At 52.5% G+C, this 17,936-nt stretch carries 18 protein-coding genes; 14 read left to right on the top strand and 4 right to left on the bottom strand.

What is annotated here, in order from left to right; all coding sequences use genetic code 11:
• Window positions 1-240: 240 nt before the first annotated feature.
• Window positions 241-726, bottom strand: coding sequence for an aminoacyl-tRNA deacylase (locus CAG64_RS22275; protein ID WP_161447959.1), 486 nt, complete (start codon window positions 724-726; stop codon window positions 241-243).
• Window positions 719-1,684 (bottom strand): tRNA-modifying protein YgfZ, encoded by a 966-nt coding sequence (gene ygfZ / locus CAG64_RS22270; protein ID WP_161447957.1) that lies wholly within the window; start codon window positions 1,682-1,684, stop codon window positions 719-721. The genes CAG64_RS22275 and ygfZ overlap by 8 nt, the downstream gene beginning before the upstream one ends.
• Window positions 1,685-1,830: 146 nt before the next feature.
• Here ygfZ and CAG64_RS22265 point away from each other — a divergent pair, with 146 nt between their 5' ends.
• Window positions 1,831-2,091 (top strand): FAD assembly factor SdhE, encoded by a 261-nt coding sequence (locus CAG64_RS22265; RefSeq protein ID WP_021706906.1) that lies wholly within the window; start codon window positions 1,831-1,833, stop codon window positions 2,089-2,091.
• 40 nt (window positions 2,092-2,131) lie between these two features.
• Window positions 2,132-2,467: a protein YgfX gene (locus CAG64_RS22260; RefSeq protein WP_021706907.1), complete on the top strand. Its 336-nt coding sequence runs from the start codon at window positions 2,132-2,134 to the stop codon at window positions 2,465-2,467.
• Window positions 2,468-2,473: 6 nt separating this feature from the next.
• On the opposite strand, the gene nadB is transcribed toward CAG64_RS22260, so the two are convergent.
• Window positions 2,474-4,081 (bottom strand): L-aspartate oxidase, encoded by a 1,608-nt coding sequence (gene nadB, locus CAG64_RS22255; RefSeq protein WP_161447955.1) that lies wholly within the window; start codon window positions 4,079-4,081, stop codon window positions 2,474-2,476.
• Between the two features lie 340 nt (window positions 4,082-4,421).
• Here nadB and rpoE point away from each other — a divergent pair, with 340 nt between their 5' ends.
• The 11 genes from rpoE to acpS all read left to right on the top strand — a co-directional run bounded on the left by rpoE (window position 4,422) and on the right by acpS (window position 13,589).
• Window positions 4,422-5,000 carry an RNA polymerase sigma factor RpoE gene (rpoE, locus tag CAG64_RS22250; RefSeq protein WP_021706909.1) on the top strand — a complete coding sequence of 193 codons (579 nt, stop codon included), beginning with the start codon at window positions 4,422-4,424 and terminating at the stop codon, window positions 4,998-5,000.
• A gap of 27 nt (window positions 5,001-5,027) precedes the next feature.
• Window positions 5,028-5,654: a sigma-E factor negative regulatory protein gene (locus CAG64_RS22245; protein ID WP_040903119.1), complete on the top strand. Its 627-nt coding sequence runs from the start codon at window positions 5,028-5,030 to the stop codon at window positions 5,652-5,654.
• Window positions 5,651-6,622: a sigma-E factor regulatory protein RseB gene (rseB, locus tag CAG64_RS22240; RefSeq protein WP_161447953.1), complete on the top strand. Its 972-nt coding sequence runs from the start codon at window positions 5,651-5,653 to the stop codon at window positions 6,620-6,622. Before CAG64_RS22245 ends, rseB begins: the two co-directional genes overlap by 4 nt.
• Entirely contained in the window at window positions 6,619-7,089 is a 471-nt protein-coding gene (locus CAG64_RS22235) for a SoxR reducing system RseC family protein (protein WP_021706912.1), read from the top strand. The genes rseB and CAG64_RS22235 overlap by 4 nt, the downstream gene beginning before the upstream one ends.
• A gap of 106 nt (window positions 7,090-7,195) precedes the next feature.
• Window positions 7,196-8,989 (top strand): translation elongation factor 4, encoded by a 1,794-nt coding sequence (gene lepA / locus CAG64_RS22230; RefSeq protein ID WP_021706913.1) that lies wholly within the window; start codon window positions 7,196-7,198, stop codon window positions 8,987-8,989.
• Between the two features lie 91 nt (window positions 8,990-9,080).
• A complete protein-coding gene (lepB, locus tag CAG64_RS22225; RefSeq protein ID WP_161447951.1) occupies window positions 9,081-9,977 on the top strand; it encodes a signal peptidase I in 897 nt (298 codons plus the stop codon).
• 30 nt (window positions 9,978-10,007) lie between these two features.
• The gene (gene rnc, locus CAG64_RS22220; RefSeq protein WP_021706915.1) at window positions 10,008-10,685 is read left to right on the top strand and encodes a ribonuclease III; all 678 of its coding nucleotides are present in this window, start codon (window positions 10,008-10,010) and stop codon (window positions 10,683-10,685) included.
• On the top strand, window positions 10,678-11,640 hold the full coding sequence (gene era, locus CAG64_RS22215) for a GTPase Era (RefSeq protein ID WP_161447950.1): 963 nt from the start codon (window positions 10,678-10,680) through the stop codon (window positions 11,638-11,640). The genes rnc and era overlap by 8 nt, the downstream gene beginning before the upstream one ends.
• Window positions 11,641-11,749: 109 nt before the next feature.
• Window positions 11,750-12,478 (top strand): DNA repair protein RecO, encoded by a 729-nt coding sequence (gene recO / locus CAG64_RS22210; protein ID WP_021706917.1) that lies wholly within the window; start codon window positions 11,750-11,752, stop codon window positions 12,476-12,478.
• A complete protein-coding gene (gene pdxJ, locus CAG64_RS22205; RefSeq protein WP_161447948.1) occupies window positions 12,475-13,206 on the top strand; it encodes a pyridoxine 5'-phosphate synthase in 732 nt (243 codons plus the stop codon). Before recO ends, pdxJ begins: the two co-directional genes overlap by 4 nt.
• The gene (gene acpS / locus CAG64_RS22200) at window positions 13,206-13,589 is read left to right on the top strand and encodes a holo-ACP synthase (RefSeq protein ID WP_021706919.1); all 384 of its coding nucleotides are present in this window, start codon (window positions 13,206-13,208) and stop codon (window positions 13,587-13,589) included. Before pdxJ ends, acpS begins: the two co-directional genes overlap by 1 nt.
• On the opposite strand, the gene barA is transcribed toward acpS, so the two are convergent.
• Complete coding sequence (gene barA / locus CAG64_RS22195; protein WP_161447946.1) at window positions 13,574-16,357, bottom strand: two-component sensor histidine kinase BarA; 2,784 nt, start codon at window positions 16,355-16,357, stop codon at window positions 13,574-13,576. The two genes, acpS and barA, sit on opposite strands and share 16 nt — an antisense overlap.
• Window positions 16,358-16,553: 196 nt before the next feature.
• On the opposite strand from barA, the gene rlmD reads away from it, so the two are divergent.
• Window positions 16,554-17,873, top strand: coding sequence for a 23S rRNA (uracil(1939)-C(5))-methyltransferase RlmD (gene rlmD / locus CAG64_RS22190; RefSeq protein WP_161447944.1), 1,320 nt, complete (start codon window positions 16,554-16,556; stop codon window positions 17,871-17,873).
• The last annotated feature ends 63 nt before the right edge of the window (window positions 17,874-17,936 follow it).

Here is a 17,936-nt window from a genome sequence, read left to right as displayed (position 1 = left end):
GGGCGAATAGTCACAGATGCATTACACAAAAAGTGGATGTCCTGAAACAATCAGTGGATTCACTTTTGTTGTTGGAGAAGGATATCAACAATACTACTCAAATTGTTTGAACTTTAACCAACAAGAACAGACTACGCGAAAAAAATGCCCGTGACTATTTATGTTTTTATTTTGAATAAATATCTTTGGTGTTAGTGTCTGGAGTTCGAGTTTGATCACGTTTTATTGTAATCCATTACACTAAATTGCCGTATCACGGCAAATGTCTCCGAGCTGAGGCTGGCACAACTGCACCAGATCGTGACAACCCAGAGCTACTCCGGCCATGTGACAGCCGCTACTGATGGTAACTTCCGGCTCTGTCAGCAGATGTTGATCAAAGATGATCGGCATCGATACGGGCAGCAAAAGGGGAGCAACACAACCTGGCTGATAGCCGGTTAATTCGGGGACCTGAGCCAGATCGACACAGGTCATTCGGCGCCAGCCAAGCAGAGCACGAACTTTCTTTGGATCCACAGATCTGTCGCCAGGAGCGCACGCCAGAGCGTATTGACCGCCCATGTCCCGTAGCAGAATTGACTTCACCATCTGGGCGGGACGGATGCCTCGTTGCCGGGCGGCGTCTTCGATGGTGGTGGCTGGCGTCTGATGAGGCAGCAGGCGATACGCCACCTGCTGCTCACGGAGATACCGCGTGATTTTGGTCTCTATCGGCTTATTCATTCTCTTCTAACGTATACGGCAAAGGCTGAATGGTCCAGGTGTGTTCCGGCTGATCCTGAAGGCGCAGGGGAGTGTCGGCGTCGAGGTTGTTGGGCAGAACAATCAAGCCGATGGCGCTGTTGTCGGCAAACACATAATGCGCAAGCAACTGACCAGCGCCACGCCAATTGTCTCCGACCGCCCGCTCAAGTGCCGTGCCTTCAATTGCCGTTGAGACACTGCCCTTGACTATGTACATCGCACGCTTGTTCATGCCGCGGTACTTAGCTCGCGCAACGGTTTCCTGACCGGTGTAACAGCCTTTAGTAAAGCTGATGCCTCCCAGTGCCTGCAGGTTGAGCGCTTGGGGAATATGTTCATTTTGCTCGCTAGCGCCGAGTACCGGTAACGCATGTTCGATGTCAAAGCGGGTCCACAGGGATTCGTCGACTTTGTTCGCGGTCCACTGTGCTGCCAGCGTTTCGGCTGCGTGTTCGTCCAGCAACAGAATCCAGCGCTCAGCATCTATTCTCACCGCACTGCCACCGTTGATGGCCCGGACATCACCGCGCTGCTCCGACAGGCTGTCAATAAAATGTTCGGCTTGTTGGCCGAGCACTCCCAGAATGATCTCCTGACTGGCATTGATCTCAACTTTGGAGAACACCGCGTACTTGCGGATCTCTCGCAATTCGACGTCGATCGCCGATCGTGGCTGCACCATGGCAAAGCCACCATTGTGGTGGAACACACGAAATACGCTCCAGACCTTGCCTTTGGCATCGCAGTGCGCACCCAGTGTAGTTTGGTCCAAAGGCAGAGATACCACGTCGCAGGTGACCTGACCTTGCAGGTAAGACTTCTTGTCATCACCTTGCAGAGTGATGGCTCCCCATGAGGGCAGGTAAGCCAGCATCAGGGGCGGCAACGCATCGTTTGCGTTTACGGCAAGAGGAGTGAATGAGTTTTGCCAATCCATGTGAAATTCCTAGCTATGTTGGTATGGGGTTATGTTAATCCGGTTGAGTTTTTTTGTCAGCTTCTGCGGACTGTGACTGAGTTAGTGGTCGCCGTCTCTGACCCCTGTTACACTCAGCTAAAATTATGATTAGGTGAGGATAACCGATGTACACTGCAGAAGAAAAAGCACGGATCAAGTGGGCATGCCGACGTGGGATGCTGGAACTTGATGTGGTCATTATGCCTTTTTTTGAGGAGTGCTTTGATTCACTGAGCGAGACGGAGCAACAGGATTTTGTGTCGCTGCTGGAGTGTGATGACCCGGATCTGTTTACCTGGATTATGGGGCATGGACGCAGTGAAAACCTGAGTCACGCCTCCATGGTAGACAAGATTGTTGCCCATAACCTTAGCAAAGTGCGTTAACGTCCACTTACTCCCTTCTACTGATGCCCGTGTCCTGCATATGGTGGCTTGGCTACTGACGACCTGGGCATCCCTTGCTGCTTTCCTGCCACTGGTCATTCTTCCCATGCTGTTGGTACCGATATGGCAATTGTGTCATCGGGGAGCACTGTTGCCCCCCGCCGCGCAAGGTCAACTGCGTTGTGGTCCCGGACGACAGGTTCGCTTTAACGATGACACTCTGACACTGCGCGGTTGTCAGAGCGCATGTGCTCACTGGTTTGTGATTGTGTATTTTGAACAGCGCGCGGCGTTAACGGTGTGGCGCGACAGTTTGAGTGACGCGGATTATCGCCATCTGCTGGTGGTGGTTCAAAGGGAGCGCCAGGCTCCCTGAACGTGATTATTTTTGAGGCACCAAAATGGTTGGCCCGCTGTGTTCCACCGGATTAGGGTAATCCAGAGTGTAATGCAGGCCACGACTCTCTTTGCGTTGCATCGCACAGCGGACCATGAGTTCGGCGACTTGCAGCAAGTTACGCAACTCCAGCAGGTTATTTGAGACGCGGAAATGGCTGTAATACTCGTGCGTTTCCTGTTGCAGTAACTGAATTCGGCGCAGCGCACGTTCCAGACGTTTGTCGGTCCGCACAATGCCCATGTAATCCCACATGAACAGGCGCAGTTCATGCCAGTTGTGTTGGATAACCACTTCTTCATCTGAGTTGCTCACCTGACTTTCGTCCCACGCCGGCAAGGTTGTCGGTAGGGTGGCGCTGTCGAGTTTGGTCAGGATGTCTTTAGCGGCAGACCAGGCGTAGACCACACACTCCAGCAGCGAGTTAGAGGCCATGCGATTGGCACCGTGCAAACCGGTGTAACTGACTTCGCCAATCGCATACAGTTGTGACAGATCGGTCTGCCCCTGCTGAGAAACCATCACACCGCCGCAGGTGTAGTGCGCAGCGGGAACAATCGGGATCGGCTCTTTCGTCATGTCTATGCCGAGATCCATTAACCGGGTGTAAATGGTCGGGAAGTGCTTTTCGATAAAATCGGCGGGTTTGTGGCTGATATCAAGGTACATGCAGTCCGCGCCCAAGCGTTTCATTTCGTAGTCGATTGCCCGGGCCACCACGTCACGCGGTGCCAGTTCGGCGCGCTCGTCAAATTCCGGCATGAAACGGGAGCCGTCGGGCCGGCGCAGGAAGGCACCTTCACCGCGCAGAGCCTCGGTCAGCAGAAAGTTGCGGGCTTCCGGATGGTACAAACAGGTCGGGTGGAATTGGTTAAACTCCATATTGGCGACCCGGCAGCCGGCACGCCAGGCCATGGCAATCCCATCACCGGACGAGACGTCAGGGTTGGAGGTGTACTGATACACTTTCGATGCTCCGCCGGTTGCCAGTACGACAAATTTGGCGCGTACGGTCTCAACGTGCTCTTCATTGCGGTTCCAGATGTAAGCACCGACGACTTTGTTTTCATCCCCGCCGATTTTATCTTCGGTGATCAGGTCAAGCGCATTGTGGCGCTCAAGAACCGTGATGTTGGGGTGATTGTGAACGTTGTCCTGCAGTGAGGTTTGCATCGCCATGCCGGTTGCATCGGCAGCATGCAGGATACGGCGGTGGCTGTGGCCGCCTTCACGGGTCAGGTGATAGCGTGGCTCTTCGTCGTTGTCATCGTCCTCGCGGTCAAACGGAACACCGCCGTCGATCAGCCACTGGACGCACTCTTTGGCATTTTCGGCGATAAAGGTCACGGTTTCTTCTTCACAGATGCCGCCGCCGGCAATCAGTGTATCCTGTACATGCGATTCAATGCTGTCGGATTCATCAAATACCGCTGCAATTCCTCCTTGAGCGTAGTACGTCGCGCCTTCGCTCCTTGGTCCTTTACTTAAGACAATCACGTTGGCACGTTTGGCTACGCGCAGTGCAAGCGACAAGCCTGCTGCGCCGCTACCAATGACTAATACATCACACTGATGTTCACGGTTTGCGTTCATAAAACTGTTAAAATCCCGAACTATATTCAGAGTAGCAACACTCTATCCCTATGCGCGGAGCGCCAATGAATCCCTCTATATTATCATCAGTGGCCACGCATTACTTTGTAAATCCCATTGCTTTTCGTGTACTTCGCCCCCAGAATTTGGAGCAGTGACAACGAACACATCGCCCTGCGAACGTATCAGAATATTTTTTTAGAGAATATGTGGAACTTTCTATATACGCCAGAGTCACAATAGTGCTCATGTAAGCAGTGGTGTCAATACTACATTTTGCATAATTAATGCCCATATCTGTGAGGATAGGGGAGAGAAACAAATAGGAGTACACGCTCGAATGAACGAGCAGCTGACCGATCAAGTATTGATTGAGCGAGTTCAGAGTGGAGATAAGCAGGCATTCAATCTGTTAGTACTGAGATACCAGAACAAAGTTTGCAATCTTATTTCCCGGTATGTGAGCAATCCTGGAGATGTCGCCGATGTGGCCCAAGAAACGTTCATTAAAGCGTATCGGGCGGTGCCAAGCTTTCGTGGTGAAAGCGCCTTTTATACCTGGCTATATCGAATTGCTGTCAACACTGCCAAAAACCACATCGTTGCCCAGAGCCGCAGACCGCCAGCCAACGATGTGGATGCTGAAGAAGCTGAATATTACGAGTCGGCGAGTGCGTTAAAAGAAATTTCGAACCCTGAGAACTTAACGTTGTCCAAAGAATTGAAACGCGTGGTTTTCAGTGCGATTGAAGCACTACCCGACGATTTAAAAACTGCAATGACTTTACGCGAGTTAGATGGTTTAAGTTACGAAGAGATCGCGGCTGTGATGGATTGCCCGGTAGGGACAGTGCGTTCTCGAATCTTCCGAGCTCGTGAAGCGGTTGAGAAAAAAATCAAACCGCTGTTGCAACGCTAATTACCAGTAATGACTATGGTGAAAACAATGGCTGACAAAGAAAGACTTTCAGCACTCATGGATGGGGAAATGATCGACAAAGCTCTGATTGCAGAGCTGGGTGACGATCAGGAAAGCCTGCAAACTTGGAAAAATTACCATTTGATTGGTGATGTGATGCGAGGTGAGGCTCCGGAAGCACCGGAGTGGAACATTGCAGAAAGTGTTGCATTGGCGCTGGAAAATGAGCCTGCACACCATCTCAATCATGCCACCAATGTAACGCATCTTGACGCGGTGCGGGTGGAAGAGCAACCGGCACCGCAACAAGCGCGCCGCCAGTTGCCGGGTTGGTTGAGCCAGTTTGGTCAGGTGGCGGTGGCCGCGTGTGTGTCTTTGGCTGTGATTCTGGGTGTTCAACAGTATGGTGGCACTGATCCTTCTCAGCCACAGAATAATCAAGTGCCTGTTCTGCAAACGGTGCCGTTTGCCGGCAGTGCAGAGCCTGTCAGTCTGACCCGTGATTCGATAGAGAAGCAGCACACTGGTGACATTAATGTCCAGGAGCAGCGTCGTCGTATCAATGCCATGCTGCAAGATTACGAGCTTCAGCTTAGACTAAACAGTGAGAACGCTGACCAACACAGCGATCGAGTTGAACCGGTAGTTGAATGAAAAAATTTCTGCTCAGTGCGCTGACGCTGTTCAGTTTGAGCTCAGGTATGGCCTTTGCAGAGGATAACGACTCTGCGGAGGCTTTATTGCATCAAATGAACGAAGCCAGTCAGCATCTAAATTACGAGCTGTCTTATATCCTGATTAAGAAAAACAGTATCGAGCCTTTGCTGTACCGCCATGCGCTGGAGGAAACCCAGCAGCTTGCCCATCTGGTGTATCTGAGTGGTCCGGTGCGCGAAGTGATTCGCCGCGGTGATGAGATCAGTTACATCGAGCCTGGGGTTGAACCGTTTACCATTGAATCCGGTAATATGGTGGCGCCGACCATTCCTTTACTCAACAGTGATATTGATGACATCAGTAAGTTTTACGATTTCGTCAAAGTTGGGCGTGCCCGCGAAGCTGGCGCGGCTTGCCAGGTGTTGCGTGTTGTACCCAAAGATGGCTTACGTTACTCCTATGTTCTGTGGGTTGATGAGCAGAGCAAATTGCCGCTTCGCGCTGATCTGATTGATCGTGATGGTGAAGTGCTGGAGCAATACCGCACCATCGCTTACAGCGTCAACGATAAAATTGCGCAACTGTTGAGTGGCCTCAATCAGGTCAAACTGCCACAAGTATTATCGTTACCTAAAGGCCCGGTGAAACAGACGTACTGGAAAGTGGGCTGGATTCCTGAAGGGTTTGAACCCAAGGAACTGAACCGTTACCGCATGGCGATCACCGATCGTATGGTCGAGAGCCAGATGTACTCTGATGGCCTGTTCAGTTTCTCGGTGTACGTCTCCGACAGCGACAACCATTCGTTGCGGGGCCAACTGGTGCGTCAGGGGCGACGCACACTTCATAGCCTGGTGAGTGGTAAGAATGAAGTGTCTGTGGTCGGTGACATTCCACCGTCGACCGCTCAACGCATTGCTCAGTCGGTGACGTTCAGCGCTCAATCAGGAGCAACCACACCATGATGACGGCGCTGGCGACGGTCTCTTCTGTAACCTCGAAGGCGAAAGGCTTCGAGGTTGAACTCAGTTGCGATCAGCAAACCAGTTGCAGCAGTTGCGCATCACAAAAGAGCTGTGGGACCGGTATTGTTTCCAAAGCCGTGGGTAAGAAATCCCTGCATTGGCGTTTGTTGACCTCCCGCTCAGTCAAAGCCGGACAGGTGGTTGAAATCGGTTTCCCGGAAAAGAGTTTACTGCAGTCGGCGGCGATCGTGTATTTGGTGCCGCTGCTGGCGATGATCGCCGGGGCACTGCTCGCACAATGGTTGCTGGTACCGGCATTCGGCCTCGGCGAAGGGGCGGTGATCCTCTGCTCCACGTTGTCGACAGCGGGCGGGATATGGGCAGCGAAAAAGCTGTCGAAAAATCTGGAACGTCAATCCCATGATGAGGTGGTGTTACTGCGGGTTCTGGGAGAGCCAATTAGCTAGTGCGAAGCCGCCCGAAATTGGGTAGAATCTGCCAACTTGATTGAAATGCCGTCAAACGACGGCTTTCTTATGTCCCTATTTGCAAAGAGTTAGTCACACCATATCTATGAAGCACATTCGTAATTTTTCGATTATCGCCCATATCGACCACGGTAAGTCGACCCTTTCTGACCGCCTGATTCAGGTTTGTGGTGGTCTGTCTGATCGTGAAATGGCTGCGCAGGTTCTTGACTCCATGGATCTTGAACGTGAGCGTGGTATCACCATTAAATCTCAGAGTGTGACACTAAACTACACCGCGAAAGATGGCGAAACATACCAGCTGAACTTCATCGATACGCCGGGACACGTTGACTTCGCGTACGAAGTTTCCCGTTCGCTAGCGGCCTGTGAAGGGGCTCTGCTGGTAGTGGATGCCGGTCAGGGCGTAGAAGCACAGACTTTGGCGAACTGTTACACCGCGATCGAAATGGATCTGGAAGTCGTGCCGATCCTGAATAAGATTGACCTGCCTGCGGCTGATCCTGAGCGCGTGGCGGAAGAGATTGAAGAGATCGTGGGTATCGATGCGATGGAAGCCACTCGTTGTTCGGCGAAAACCGGTCTGGGTGTGGATGATGTGCTGGAAAACATTGTGTCTGCGATTCCGGCGCCGGAAGGCGATCCGGATGGTCCGTTGCAAGCACTGATCATCGACTCGTGGTTCGACAACTACCTTGGCGTGGTGTCGTTGGTGCGGATCAAAAATGGCTCGCTGAAGAAAAACGACAAAATTAAAGTGATGAGCACTGGTCAGGCTTGGGGCGTGGACCGTTTGGGTATCTTTACGCCAAAACAGGTGGATACCGATGTACTGCGCACCGGTGAAGTTGGCTGGGTAGTGTGTGGTATCAAAGATATCCTCGGCGCACCCGTGGGCGATACGCTGACGCTGGCGAAAAACGGCTGTGACAAACCGCTGCCAGGCTTTAAGAAAGTGAAACCTCAGGTTTACGCTGGCCTGTTCCCGGTTTCTTCCGATGACTACGAAAACTTCCGTGATGCACTGGGCAAACTGAGCCTGAATGACGCGTCGCTGTTCTATGAGCCAGAGAACTCTGCGGCACTGGGCTTTGGTTTCCGCTGTGGTTTCCTTGGCATGCTGCACATGGAAATCATCCAGGAGCGTCTGGAGCGTGAATACGATCTCGACTTGATCACCACCGCACCGACGGTAGTGTATGAAGTGGAGCAGACAGACGGCACAGTGATGTACGTTGATAGCCCGGCGAAATTGCCAGCGGTCAATGACATCGAAGAGATCCGCGAACCCATCGCGCGCTGTAACATTCTGGTACCGTCGGACTATCTGGGCAACGTGATCACCCTATGTGTTGAGAAACGTGGTGTGCAGGTGGATATGGTTTACCACGGCAACCAGGTGGCGGTAACCTACGATATCCCGATGGCTGAAGTCGTGTTGGATTTCTTTGACCGTCTAAAATCCACCTCTCGTGGTTACGCGTCTCTGGACTACAACTTCCAGCGTTTTGAAGCGTCGAACATGGTGCGTGTTGACGTGCTGCTCAATGGCGACAAAGTGGACGCGCTGGCATTGATTACGCATAAAGATCAGTCTCAGACTCGCGGCCGTCAACTGGTCGAGAAGATGAAAGAGTTCATTCCGCGTCAGATGTTTGATATCGCGATTCAGGCGGCGATCGGTAACCACATCATCGCGCGTTCGACGGTCAAACAGTTGCGTAAAAACGTTATCGCTAAGTGTTACGGTGGTGACGTCAGCCGTAAGAAAAAACTGCTGAAGAAGCAGAAAGAAGGTAAGAAACGCATGAAGCAGATCGGTAACGTCGAGCTGCCTCAGGAAGCCTTCCTGGCGATTCTTCATGTCGGTAAAGATTAACGCTCGGTGCGTTGACACTGAAATATAAGAAGAAGATAAGTGAAAGGGTTTCGGCTCTTTCACTTTCGTGTTTTTAAGATAAGGGAAGTCAATGGCGAAAATATTCTCACTGATACTGGTCTTTGCCACGTTGATCACCGGGATTGTCTGGGTGATGGAAAAACTGGTTTGGGCCAAGCAACGCAAACAGAAACTGGCGGCGGTCGAAGCACAGACTAACGGCCTTGACGACAGTGTTAGCCAAAAACTGATCGCTCAGCCTTGGTGGGTGGAAAACAGCGTGTCGATTTTCCCGGTTATCGCTTTTGTGCTGGTTTTGCGCTCTTTCTTGTATGAACCGTTTCAGATTCCGTCAGGCTCAATGATGCCGACTTTGCTGGTGGGCGATTTCATTCTGGTGGAAAAGTACGCTTATGGCCTGAAAGATCCGGTGTGGCGTACTCAGTTGGTCGAAACCGGTAAGCCTGAGCGTGGTGACATCATCGTATTTAAGTACCCGGTACAACCAAGCATTGACTACATTAAGCGTGTGGTGGGTTTGCCTGGCGATACGGTGCGTTATAGTGCCGACAAACAGGTGTGCATTCAGGCGAAAGGCACCTCGGAATGTCAGCCGGTGGCTATCTCGGATGTGCATGAAAGTCAGTTTATCCAAAACGGTCTACCTCTGATCGAAGCCAAAGAAAAACTGGGCCCGGTAGAACACCAGATCCTGATTAACCGACTGCGCCGCGATCGCGTTGACGAATACCAGCCACGCCCTGGCGTGAGTGAATGGGTGGTTCCACAAGGTGAATACTTTGTAATGGGCGACAACCGCGATAACAGTGCCGACAGCCGTTACTGGGGCTTCGTGCCGGAAGCCAACCTGGTGGGTAAGGCGATCGGTATCTGGATCAGTTTTGAGTTTGAACGTGGCGCGGACAGCATTCTGCCTTCATGGATTCCAACTGGTGTGCGTTTTAACCGCATTGGTGGCATTAACTAGTCCTGCGGGACATTAACAAATCGAGAGAGTATGACTTCTCCAATCCGTAAATTAGAAACTAAGCTCGGCTATCAGTTCAATGATGCCGAGCTTATCAACCTGGCGCTGACTCACCGCAGCGCCAACGGTAAACACAATGAACGTCTTGAGTTTCTGGGCGATTCAATTTTAAGTTTTGTTATCGCTGATGATTTGTACCATCGTTTTCCTAAAGTGAATGAAGGGGACATGAGTCGCATGCGTGCCACCTTGGTTCGCGGCAACACACTGGCGGAGCTGGGTCGAGAATTCGAGCTGGGAGATTACTTAAAATTAGGTCCAGGTGAGTTAAAAAGTGGCGGCTTCCGTCGTGATTCGATTCTGGCCGATGCGGTTGAAGCGATCATCGGGGCGATTTATCTCGACAGTGACATCGAACAGGTGCGTCGTATTATCCTCCGTTGGTATCAACAACGTCTGGATGCGATCCAACCAGGTGTGTCACAGAAAGATCCCAAAACTCGCCTGCAGGAATTTCTGCAAGGCAGAAGAAAGCCGCTTCCTGTCTACACAGTGACTAATATTAAAGGTGAAGCACACAATCAGGAGTTTACTGTGTCGTGTGAAGTCGCAGGCATCGGACAGCCTGTAATTGGAAAAGGTACGAGTCGTCGCAAGGCTGAGCAAGCGGCTGCCGAAACTGCTTTAGAGCAACTGACTAATGGCTGATAACGAATTTAATATTGATGCGTTCTTCGCATCACACGGTGAAACCAGTTCACCAGAAAACCAGCACTGTGGCTTCATTGCCATTGTGGGGCGCCCGAATGTGGGGAAATCGACGCTGCTGAACCGTATTCTGGGACAGAAGATTTCCATTACATCACGTAAGCCGCAAACCACGCGTCACCGCATCATGGGTGTGGATACCGACGGCGATTACCAAGCGATATACGTTGATACTCCAGGGCTGCATATTGAAGAAAAGCGGGCGATCAACCGTCTGATGAACCGGGCGGCGAACTCGTCGTTGAGCGATGTGAATCTGGTTCTGTTTCTGGTCGACGGTACCCACTGGACCAAAGACGACGAGATGGTGCTGAATAAGCTGCAAAATGCCAACTTTCCGGTGGTTTTGTGTGTCAACAAAGTCGATAACGTGAAAGATCGCAACGACGTCATGTTGCACATGCTGGAGATGTCGAAGAAGATGAACTTCGTCGATGTGGTGCCTATTTCGGCCAAACAAGGCAAAAACATGGATGTGATCCGCAAACACGTGCGCGAACATCTGCCTCAAGCCACGCACCACTTCCCGGAAGAGTACGTGACGGATCGCTCTCAGCGTTTCATGGCGTCAGAAATTGTGCGTGAAAAACTGATGCGCTTTACCGGTGATGAGTTGCCGTATTCTGTCACGGTGGAGATCGAACGGTTTGACTATAACCCGGAAACGGACGGCTTCCACATCAATGCGCTGATTTTGGTAGAGCGCAGTGGGCAGAAGAAAATGGTCATCGGTAAAGGTGGTGAGAAAATCAAAACCATCGGCCGTGAAGCCCGCCTGGACATGGAAGATCTGTTCGGACGTAAAGTGTTCCTGGAAACCTGGGTTAAAGTGAAATCCGGCTGGGCTGACGACGAGCGTGCGCTGCGTTCTCTGGGTTACATTGACGATTTGTAACCTGGGTGCGACGGTGATTCGCTCCGCAACATGAATGACATAAGGAGCCGGATGGCTCCTTATTTTTTATCGGATGGTGGCCGCTTGCGGTTTTGCTTGGTTGAGAGATATGTCTGACGGTTTACAGCGCTGCTTTGTTTTGCACCGCCGCCCTTACAGTGAATCCAGCCTGATTCTGGATGTGTTCAGTGAAGAGTTTGGCCGCGTGACGTTGATGTCGAAAGGCGCGCGCAGCAAACGTTCGAACCTCAAAGGGGCGTTGCAGCCCTTCACGCCATTACTGCTGAAGTGGTCGGGAAACGGCTCGATGAAGACCTTGCGTCAGGCAGAGCCGATCAGTCTGGGTCTGCCACTGAGCGGTATTCATCTTTATTCCGCAATGTACGTCAACGAACTGCTGGGGCGGGTGCTGATGGCGGAAGTTCCCATGCCCGGACTTTTTCACGATTATTTGGCAGCACTGACTGAGCTGGCTCAGACCGACAATCCGGAGCCAGCCCTGCGCCGTTTTGAGTTGGCGTTGCTGGCGGCCATGGGATACGGCGTCGATTTTCTCCACTGCGCAGGCAGCGGGGAGCCGATTGAACCCGACATGACCTACCGTTATCGCGAGCAGAAAGGGTTTATTGCTTCCGTCAGAAACGACAACCTCACCTTTGTCGGGAATGAATTGATCGCCATCAGTGAACGCCGTTTTGTGACCAAAGAGCAGCTTAGGGCGGCAAAACGCTTTACACGTATAGCACTAAAGCCGTATCTTGGCGGCAAACCTTTAAAAAGTCGGGAATTGTTCATGGCGAAAACGGGCATTCCCAGAGCACGGAGTATTGGAAAATGAGCTCAATCTATCTAGGCGTTAACATCGATCATATTGCCACTTTGCGTAATGCGCGTGGGACACAGTATCCAGACCCTGTCCACGCTGCGGAAATCGCGGAGCGCGCCGGCGCCGATGGGATCACTATCCATCTTCGTGAAGACCGTCGCCACATTCTGGATCGTGACGTGCGCATTTTGCGTGAAACCATTCAGACCCGCATGAATCTGGAAATGGCTGTGACGGATGAAATGGTGGCCATCGCCCTGGAAACCAAACCCGAATTTGTGTGTCTGGTACCGGAAAAACGTGAAGAGCTGACCACTGAAGGCGGGTTGGATGTGGCGGGTCAGAAAGACAAAATCAAAGCCGCGACAAAACAACTGAGCGACGCAGGAATTAAGGTATCACTGTTCATTGATGCCGATCGTCAGCAGATCGATGCAGCCAAAGCGTGCGGGGCGCCTTTCATTGAGCTGCATACCGGCCACTATGCTGATGCGAAAAATGATGACGATCGTCAGGCAGAGCTGAAAAAAATCGCCGCGGCAGCCAGTTATGCGAACGACCTGGGGATCACTGTCAACGCCGGTCACGGTCTGACCTACCACAACGTGGCACCGATCGCTGCGATGCCGGAGATCTACGAACTCAATATCGGCCATTCCATTGTCGGCCGTGCGGTGTTCGATGGCCTGCATAAAGCGGTCGCGGACATGAAAGCCGTCATGGAAGCGGCGCGTCGGTAATGGCTTTGGTTGGCCTTGGCACGGACATCGCTGAGATTGAACGGATTGAAAACGCCCTGTCCCGCTCGGGCGAGGCGTTTGCTCGTCGGGTTCTGGCCGATGTGGAGATGGAAAAGTTCGCTCAGTTGAAGCAGAAAGGGCGCTATCTGGCGAAACGTTTTGCGGCGAAAGAAGCGGCCTCGAAAGCGCTGGGTACGGGCATTGCGCAAGGGGTGACTTTTCACGACTTTGTCATTAGCAATGATGAGCTGGGCAAGCCGGTGCTGACGCTGCACAACAAAGCCGCACAGCTGGCTCAGCAGATGGCGATCACCGCCATTCACCTGTCGATTTCCGACGAACGCCACTATGCCGTGGCGACGGTCATTTACGAATCCAAATAAGGTTGCGCAGACGCGGTAACCTTTTCCATTTCATCTTGCAATTCAAACAGCTCCGGCTCCAGCTCTTCAATGCTGCGGCCGGCACGCAGTGCCTGTTCGATCGTGGCACACACTTTTTTCAGGCGCGGTACTCCGCAGTAAGAGCAGCTGCCGTGCAGCTTATGCACGTGATGCAGCAGAGTGTCACGATCGAAGATATCGTCATCCAGAGCGGCTTCGACAATGGCATTCACTTCCGGGATATAGCCGATCAACATCCCCAGCATATCGCGCGCCAAATCGACTTTATTGGCCGATTGTTTTAACGCCGCCTGCCAGTCAATGATCATAGTGTCGTGCGCAGCCTCACTTTCCGGAGACGGAGTGACGGGCGCAAGTGGTGACTGGACTGGGAGGTTCTCACCATTGCTTCGGTGCTCAGGGCTCCAGTTCTGCAACACCTGCTGCAGCACGTGTTCCTCGATCGGTTTGGTCAGGTAGTCATCCATGCCGGCATTGAGCAGCCTATCCCGCTCGCCACTCATGGCGTGTGCGGTCACGGCGATCACCGGGGTAGATGCATTCAGCGCCAGTTGCTTGATTTTTCTGCAGGCGGTCACACCGTCCATGTGCGGCATCTGAATATCCATCAGGATGATATCGAATTTATGCTGCTCGGCTTGTTTGACGGCATCCAGCCCGTTGGTGCAGGCGATCACCTTGCTGACTCGCTCTTGCAGCAGTGCCGTGATCAGTTTGAGGTTGGCCGGGTTGTCATCCACTGCCATGACCTGCAGTGGCAATTTCTCGCTCTGTACCAGTTCCAGGCGTGGCTGTGTGCTTGCCGGGCCACTGGCCGCCAGCAGTTGCAGTAACTTCTTGCGCGATAATGGCTTGGTGATGCACTGCACCTGATAACGTTGCAGCAGATGATCGGATAGAGCCAGCTCAGTACTCGGAATACCGACCACCACCTGCGGTGCGAGCGACATTGCCTTTTCGACCCATTTTTCGATTGTTGACCGTTCATGCTGCATGTTCGGTGCCAAGTTCAGCAGGACATAGTCAAACTGGCTGGTATCCTCCGGCAGGGAAGAACGGTAGGTGACGTTGAGCCCCTCCTGCACCAGTACCTGCTGGATCACGGAAGCGGCCTGCATGTTCGGCTCCACCAGCAGGATATGACGCTGCTGCAGCACCTGTACATCGATCAACTCGCTGACCGGCATTTCGGTGGCGTGTAACCGGAGCGTGAACCAGAATGTTGAACCCTGGTGGAGGCGACTGGTGAGACTGATTTCGCCCCCCATCTGGCTAACCAGTTTCTGGGTAATCACCAGGCCAAGTCCGGTCCCGCCATAGCGGCGTGAAATGCTGGCATCGGCCTGACTGAAGGCCTGGAACAACTGAGCCTGCTGGCGCTCGGAAATGCCGATGCCGGTATCGCGCACCATAAACTGCAGCTCAACCACATCGTCTTTCTGCGAGCGCAGTTCCACGCTGATATCGATATTGCCCCGTTCGGTGAATTTGATCGAGTTACCCACCAGATTCGTCAGAACTTGCTGGATCCGCAGTGGATCGCCGACCAACCCAGTCGGGATTTTCGGATCCACTTTCAGGGTCAGTTCAAGGCCTTTCTCATGCGCGCTGGTGGCCTGTAAGCTGACCACTTCCTCTAGTGACTCCTGGAAGTCGAACGGAATGTTTTCCAGTGCCAGTTTACCGGCTTCCAGTTTGGAGAAATCGAGGATGTCATTGATGATGTTCAGCAGGTTATTGGCCGACTTTTCAATGGTCTGCAGGTAATCGGTTTGACTGTTGGTGAGCTGGGTTTTGAGCATCTGGCGGGTAAAGCCGATCACACCGTTTAGTGGGGTACGCAGTTCGTGCGACATATTAGCGAGGAACTCCGATTTCACCCGAGCGGCTTCCTGGGCACGCTTCTTCGCGATGTCCAGCTCGACGTTCTGGATTTCAAGCTGTTCCAGAGTCTCACGCAGGTCCGAGGTGGCCTGATCGATGCTGTGCTGCATGTCCATGTGGTATTCGGACAACGACACCGCCATGGCGTTGATGCCGTTTTTGAGTGAATCCAGCTCGCCGTAAAACTTCTCTTCAATTCGCACGTCCAGGTGACCCCGGCGGATGCGATCGACCATGTTTTTCATATTGGTGATGGGGCGGGTGACATCATACATCAGCCGATAGGCAAAGACTGCCGACAGCCCGAGGCCGGTCAGCAGCACAATGAACGCCGAAAATATCTCCTGATACTGTTGCAGACGCAATGACGAGAGATCCAGTTCCACGGCAATGTAGCCGATGGCACGATTTGGCCCGCTGTCGCCATTGGCGCTGTCGATAAAACGGTTCTCGGCCAGAATCGGCGCGCGCAGCACCAGGGTATTTTCAAACTGTTCTGACGAGCCGACTAATGGGATCGGTTTGTCTTTGGGAAACGTTAAGGATTCGAAGTTCGGGTGGAAGTTAGAGGTCACGAACAGTTCATGGTTGGCGTCAAACACTGCAATGCTGCGCACGTTTTTGGAATTCTTACGGTGTGCGTAGCTGATCAGACGGCGCACCGATTCCCGGCTCTGGTTTTTCAGTCCGTCTTCACTGGCGATGGCGAGCGGCTCAATAATGCTCAGGCCGGAATTGATCACCTGTTTTTCCAAATCGTGGTAACGGTTGTAAGAAAAAAAGGCACTCAGCAACAGGCCGATGATCAAAGTGGGCGCCAGGGTCAGGGTAATCACGCGGGCGCGTAAGCCATATCGGGTCATTATTGTCTAAACATCGTGGTGTGGATATGGGAAAATAACTTCGTGCTTCCCGTAATGCCTTTAAAACGGGCCGGGAAGACAGAGCCGTCGAAACAATAAGCATAATCAACTCGGTCGGCCGGTACAATCTCCCCGCTGCAGAATAGTGATGCCGGGGCGAATTATTTGTTTCAGATTTTTATAATGGGCACAGAGCATGGCGCGTTTTTTCCAGGCAAAGAAGAACACTCAGATAGACAAGAAACACCAGGCGGTGACGATAGAAAAACTGGATCACCACGGCGCCGGTATTGCTTACCATCAGCGTAAACCTGTTTTTATCGACGGCGCTCTGCCAGGGGAGCAGGTGCTGATGCAACTGACGGAAAGCAAAAGTAAGTTTGCGCGTGGGCAACTGATCAAAGTGTTACAACCGAGTGATGAGCGCGTCGCGGCTTTCTGCCCGCATTATCAGGAATGTGGTGGCTGCAACATGCAACACCTGACTCTCGATGCGCAGCGAGCCTACAAGCAGCAGGCACTCAACCAACTGATGAACAAGTTTGCCGGTCAGAGCCTGACATTGGAAGCCCCGGTGACGGCCGACGATAAAGGGTACCGCCGCCGCGCCCGTATCAGCCTCAGGCTCGACAAAGGTGCGCGCCAGTTGCAATTTGGCTTTCGCAAAAAAAGCAGCAAACAGATCGTCAATGTCACCGATTGCCCGGTGCTGGTTCCGGAACTGAACCGTTTACTGCCGCCACTCAAATCGTTGCTGGCGGGGTTTGAGCACCCGGAGGCCTTGGGCCATGTTGAACTGGTCAAAGGAGACAACCACCGCGTGCTGGCGTTACGTCACCTTCAACCGCTGCCAACGGCTGACCAACAGGCGCTGAGTGACTTTGCCAGACAGCACGATCTGACGCTGTATCTGATGCCGGAAAGTGACCAATTGGTTCGCCTCAGCGGTGAAGAGGCGGTGTATCTTGAAGCCGGCGTGACGATACCGTTCACCCCCAATAACTTCATTCAGGTGAACCAGCAGGTCAATCGCCAAATGGTGCAGCAGGCATTGAACTGGCTGGCACTGGAGAAAGACGACCGGGTGCTGGACTTATTTTGTGGTCTGGGGAATTTCAGCCTGCCAATGGCGAAACTCACCGGACAAGTGGTCGGAGTAGAAGGCGTCGATGAGATGGTTGCTAAGGCAAAAGCGAACGCTAAACTGAACCAGCTACCGAATCTGTCTTTCTACCAGGCGAATTTGGAACAAGATATGTCGTCTCAGTCGTGGGCGGGAGAAAAGTTCGATAAAGTACTGCTGGATCCGGCTCGGGCCGGCGCCGCGGGGATCGTTGAACAATTATCGTCGCTGGGCGCAAAGCGGATAGTTTATGTTTCATGTAATCCTGCTACGCTTGCCAGAGACAGTCACAGCTTGCTGGCACAAGGATATAAGCTGAAGAAGCTGGGTATGCTGGACATGTTTCCGCATACCAGCCATCTGGAATCGATGGCGCTTTTTGTGAAGGATTGAACGAACTTACCTGATGGATTCTGGTCGAACACCGGGGTAGGTCGCTGATAAAAAATATAACAG

The organism is Vibrio sp. V38_P2S17PM301 (genome assembly GCF_009904845.1).
Taxonomy (GTDB): domain Bacteria; phylum Pseudomonadota; class Gammaproteobacteria; order Enterobacterales; family Vibrionaceae; genus Vibrio; species Vibrio proteolyticus.
This window is presented reverse-complemented; position numbering and strand designations above follow the sequence as displayed.

Coding starts and splice junctions, on each gene's coding strand:
- CAG64_RS22275 (WP_161447959.1), bottom strand. CDS start 726: ATGAATAAGCCGATAGAGACCAAAATCACGCGGTATCTCCGTGAGCAG.
- ygfZ (WP_161447957.1), bottom strand. CDS start 1,684: ATGGATTGGCAAAACTCATTCACTCCTCTTGCCGTAAACGCAAACGAT.
- CAG64_RS22265 (WP_021706906.1), top strand. CDS start 1,831: ATGTACACTGCAGAAGAAAAAGCACGGATCAAGTGGGCATGCCGACGT.
- CAG64_RS22260 (WP_021706907.1), top strand. CDS start 2,132: ATGGTGGCTTGGCTACTGACGACCTGGGCATCCCTTGCTGCTTTCCTG.
- nadB (WP_161447955.1), bottom strand. CDS start 4,081: ATGAACGCAAACCGTGAACATCAGTGTGATGTATTAGTCATTGGTAGC.
- rpoE (WP_021706909.1), top strand. CDS start 4,422: ATGAACGAGCAGCTGACCGATCAAGTATTGATTGAGCGAGTTCAGAGT.
- CAG64_RS22245 (WP_040903119.1), top strand. CDS start 5,028: ATGGCTGACAAAGAAAGACTTTCAGCACTCATGGATGGGGAAATGATC.
- rseB (WP_161447953.1), top strand. CDS start 5,651: ATGAAAAAATTTCTGCTCAGTGCGCTGACGCTGTTCAGTTTGAGCTCA.
- CAG64_RS22235 (WP_021706912.1), top strand. CDS start 6,619: ATGATGACGGCGCTGGCGACGGTCTCTTCTGTAACCTCGAAGGCGAAA.
- lepA (WP_021706913.1), top strand. CDS start 7,196: ATGAAGCACATTCGTAATTTTTCGATTATCGCCCATATCGACCACGGT.
- lepB (WP_161447951.1), top strand. CDS start 9,081: ATGGCGAAAATATTCTCACTGATACTGGTCTTTGCCACGTTGATCACC.
- rnc (WP_021706915.1), top strand. CDS start 10,008: ATGACTTCTCCAATCCGTAAATTAGAAACTAAGCTCGGCTATCAGTTC.
- era (WP_161447950.1), top strand. CDS start 10,678: ATGGCTGATAACGAATTTAATATTGATGCGTTCTTCGCATCACACGGT.
- recO (WP_021706917.1), top strand. CDS start 11,750: ATGTCTGACGGTTTACAGCGCTGCTTTGTTTTGCACCGCCGCCCTTAC.
- pdxJ (WP_161447948.1), top strand. CDS start 12,475: ATGAGCTCAATCTATCTAGGCGTTAACATCGATCATATTGCCACTTTG.
- acpS (WP_021706919.1), top strand. CDS start 13,206: ATGGCTTTGGTTGGCCTTGGCACGGACATCGCTGAGATTGAACGGATT.
- barA (WP_161447946.1), bottom strand. CDS start 16,357: ATGACCCGATATGGCTTACGCGCCCGCGTGATTACCCTGACCCTGGCG.
- rlmD (WP_161447944.1), top strand. CDS start 16,554: ATGGCGCGTTTTTTCCAGGCAAAGAAGAACACTCAGATAGACAAGAAA.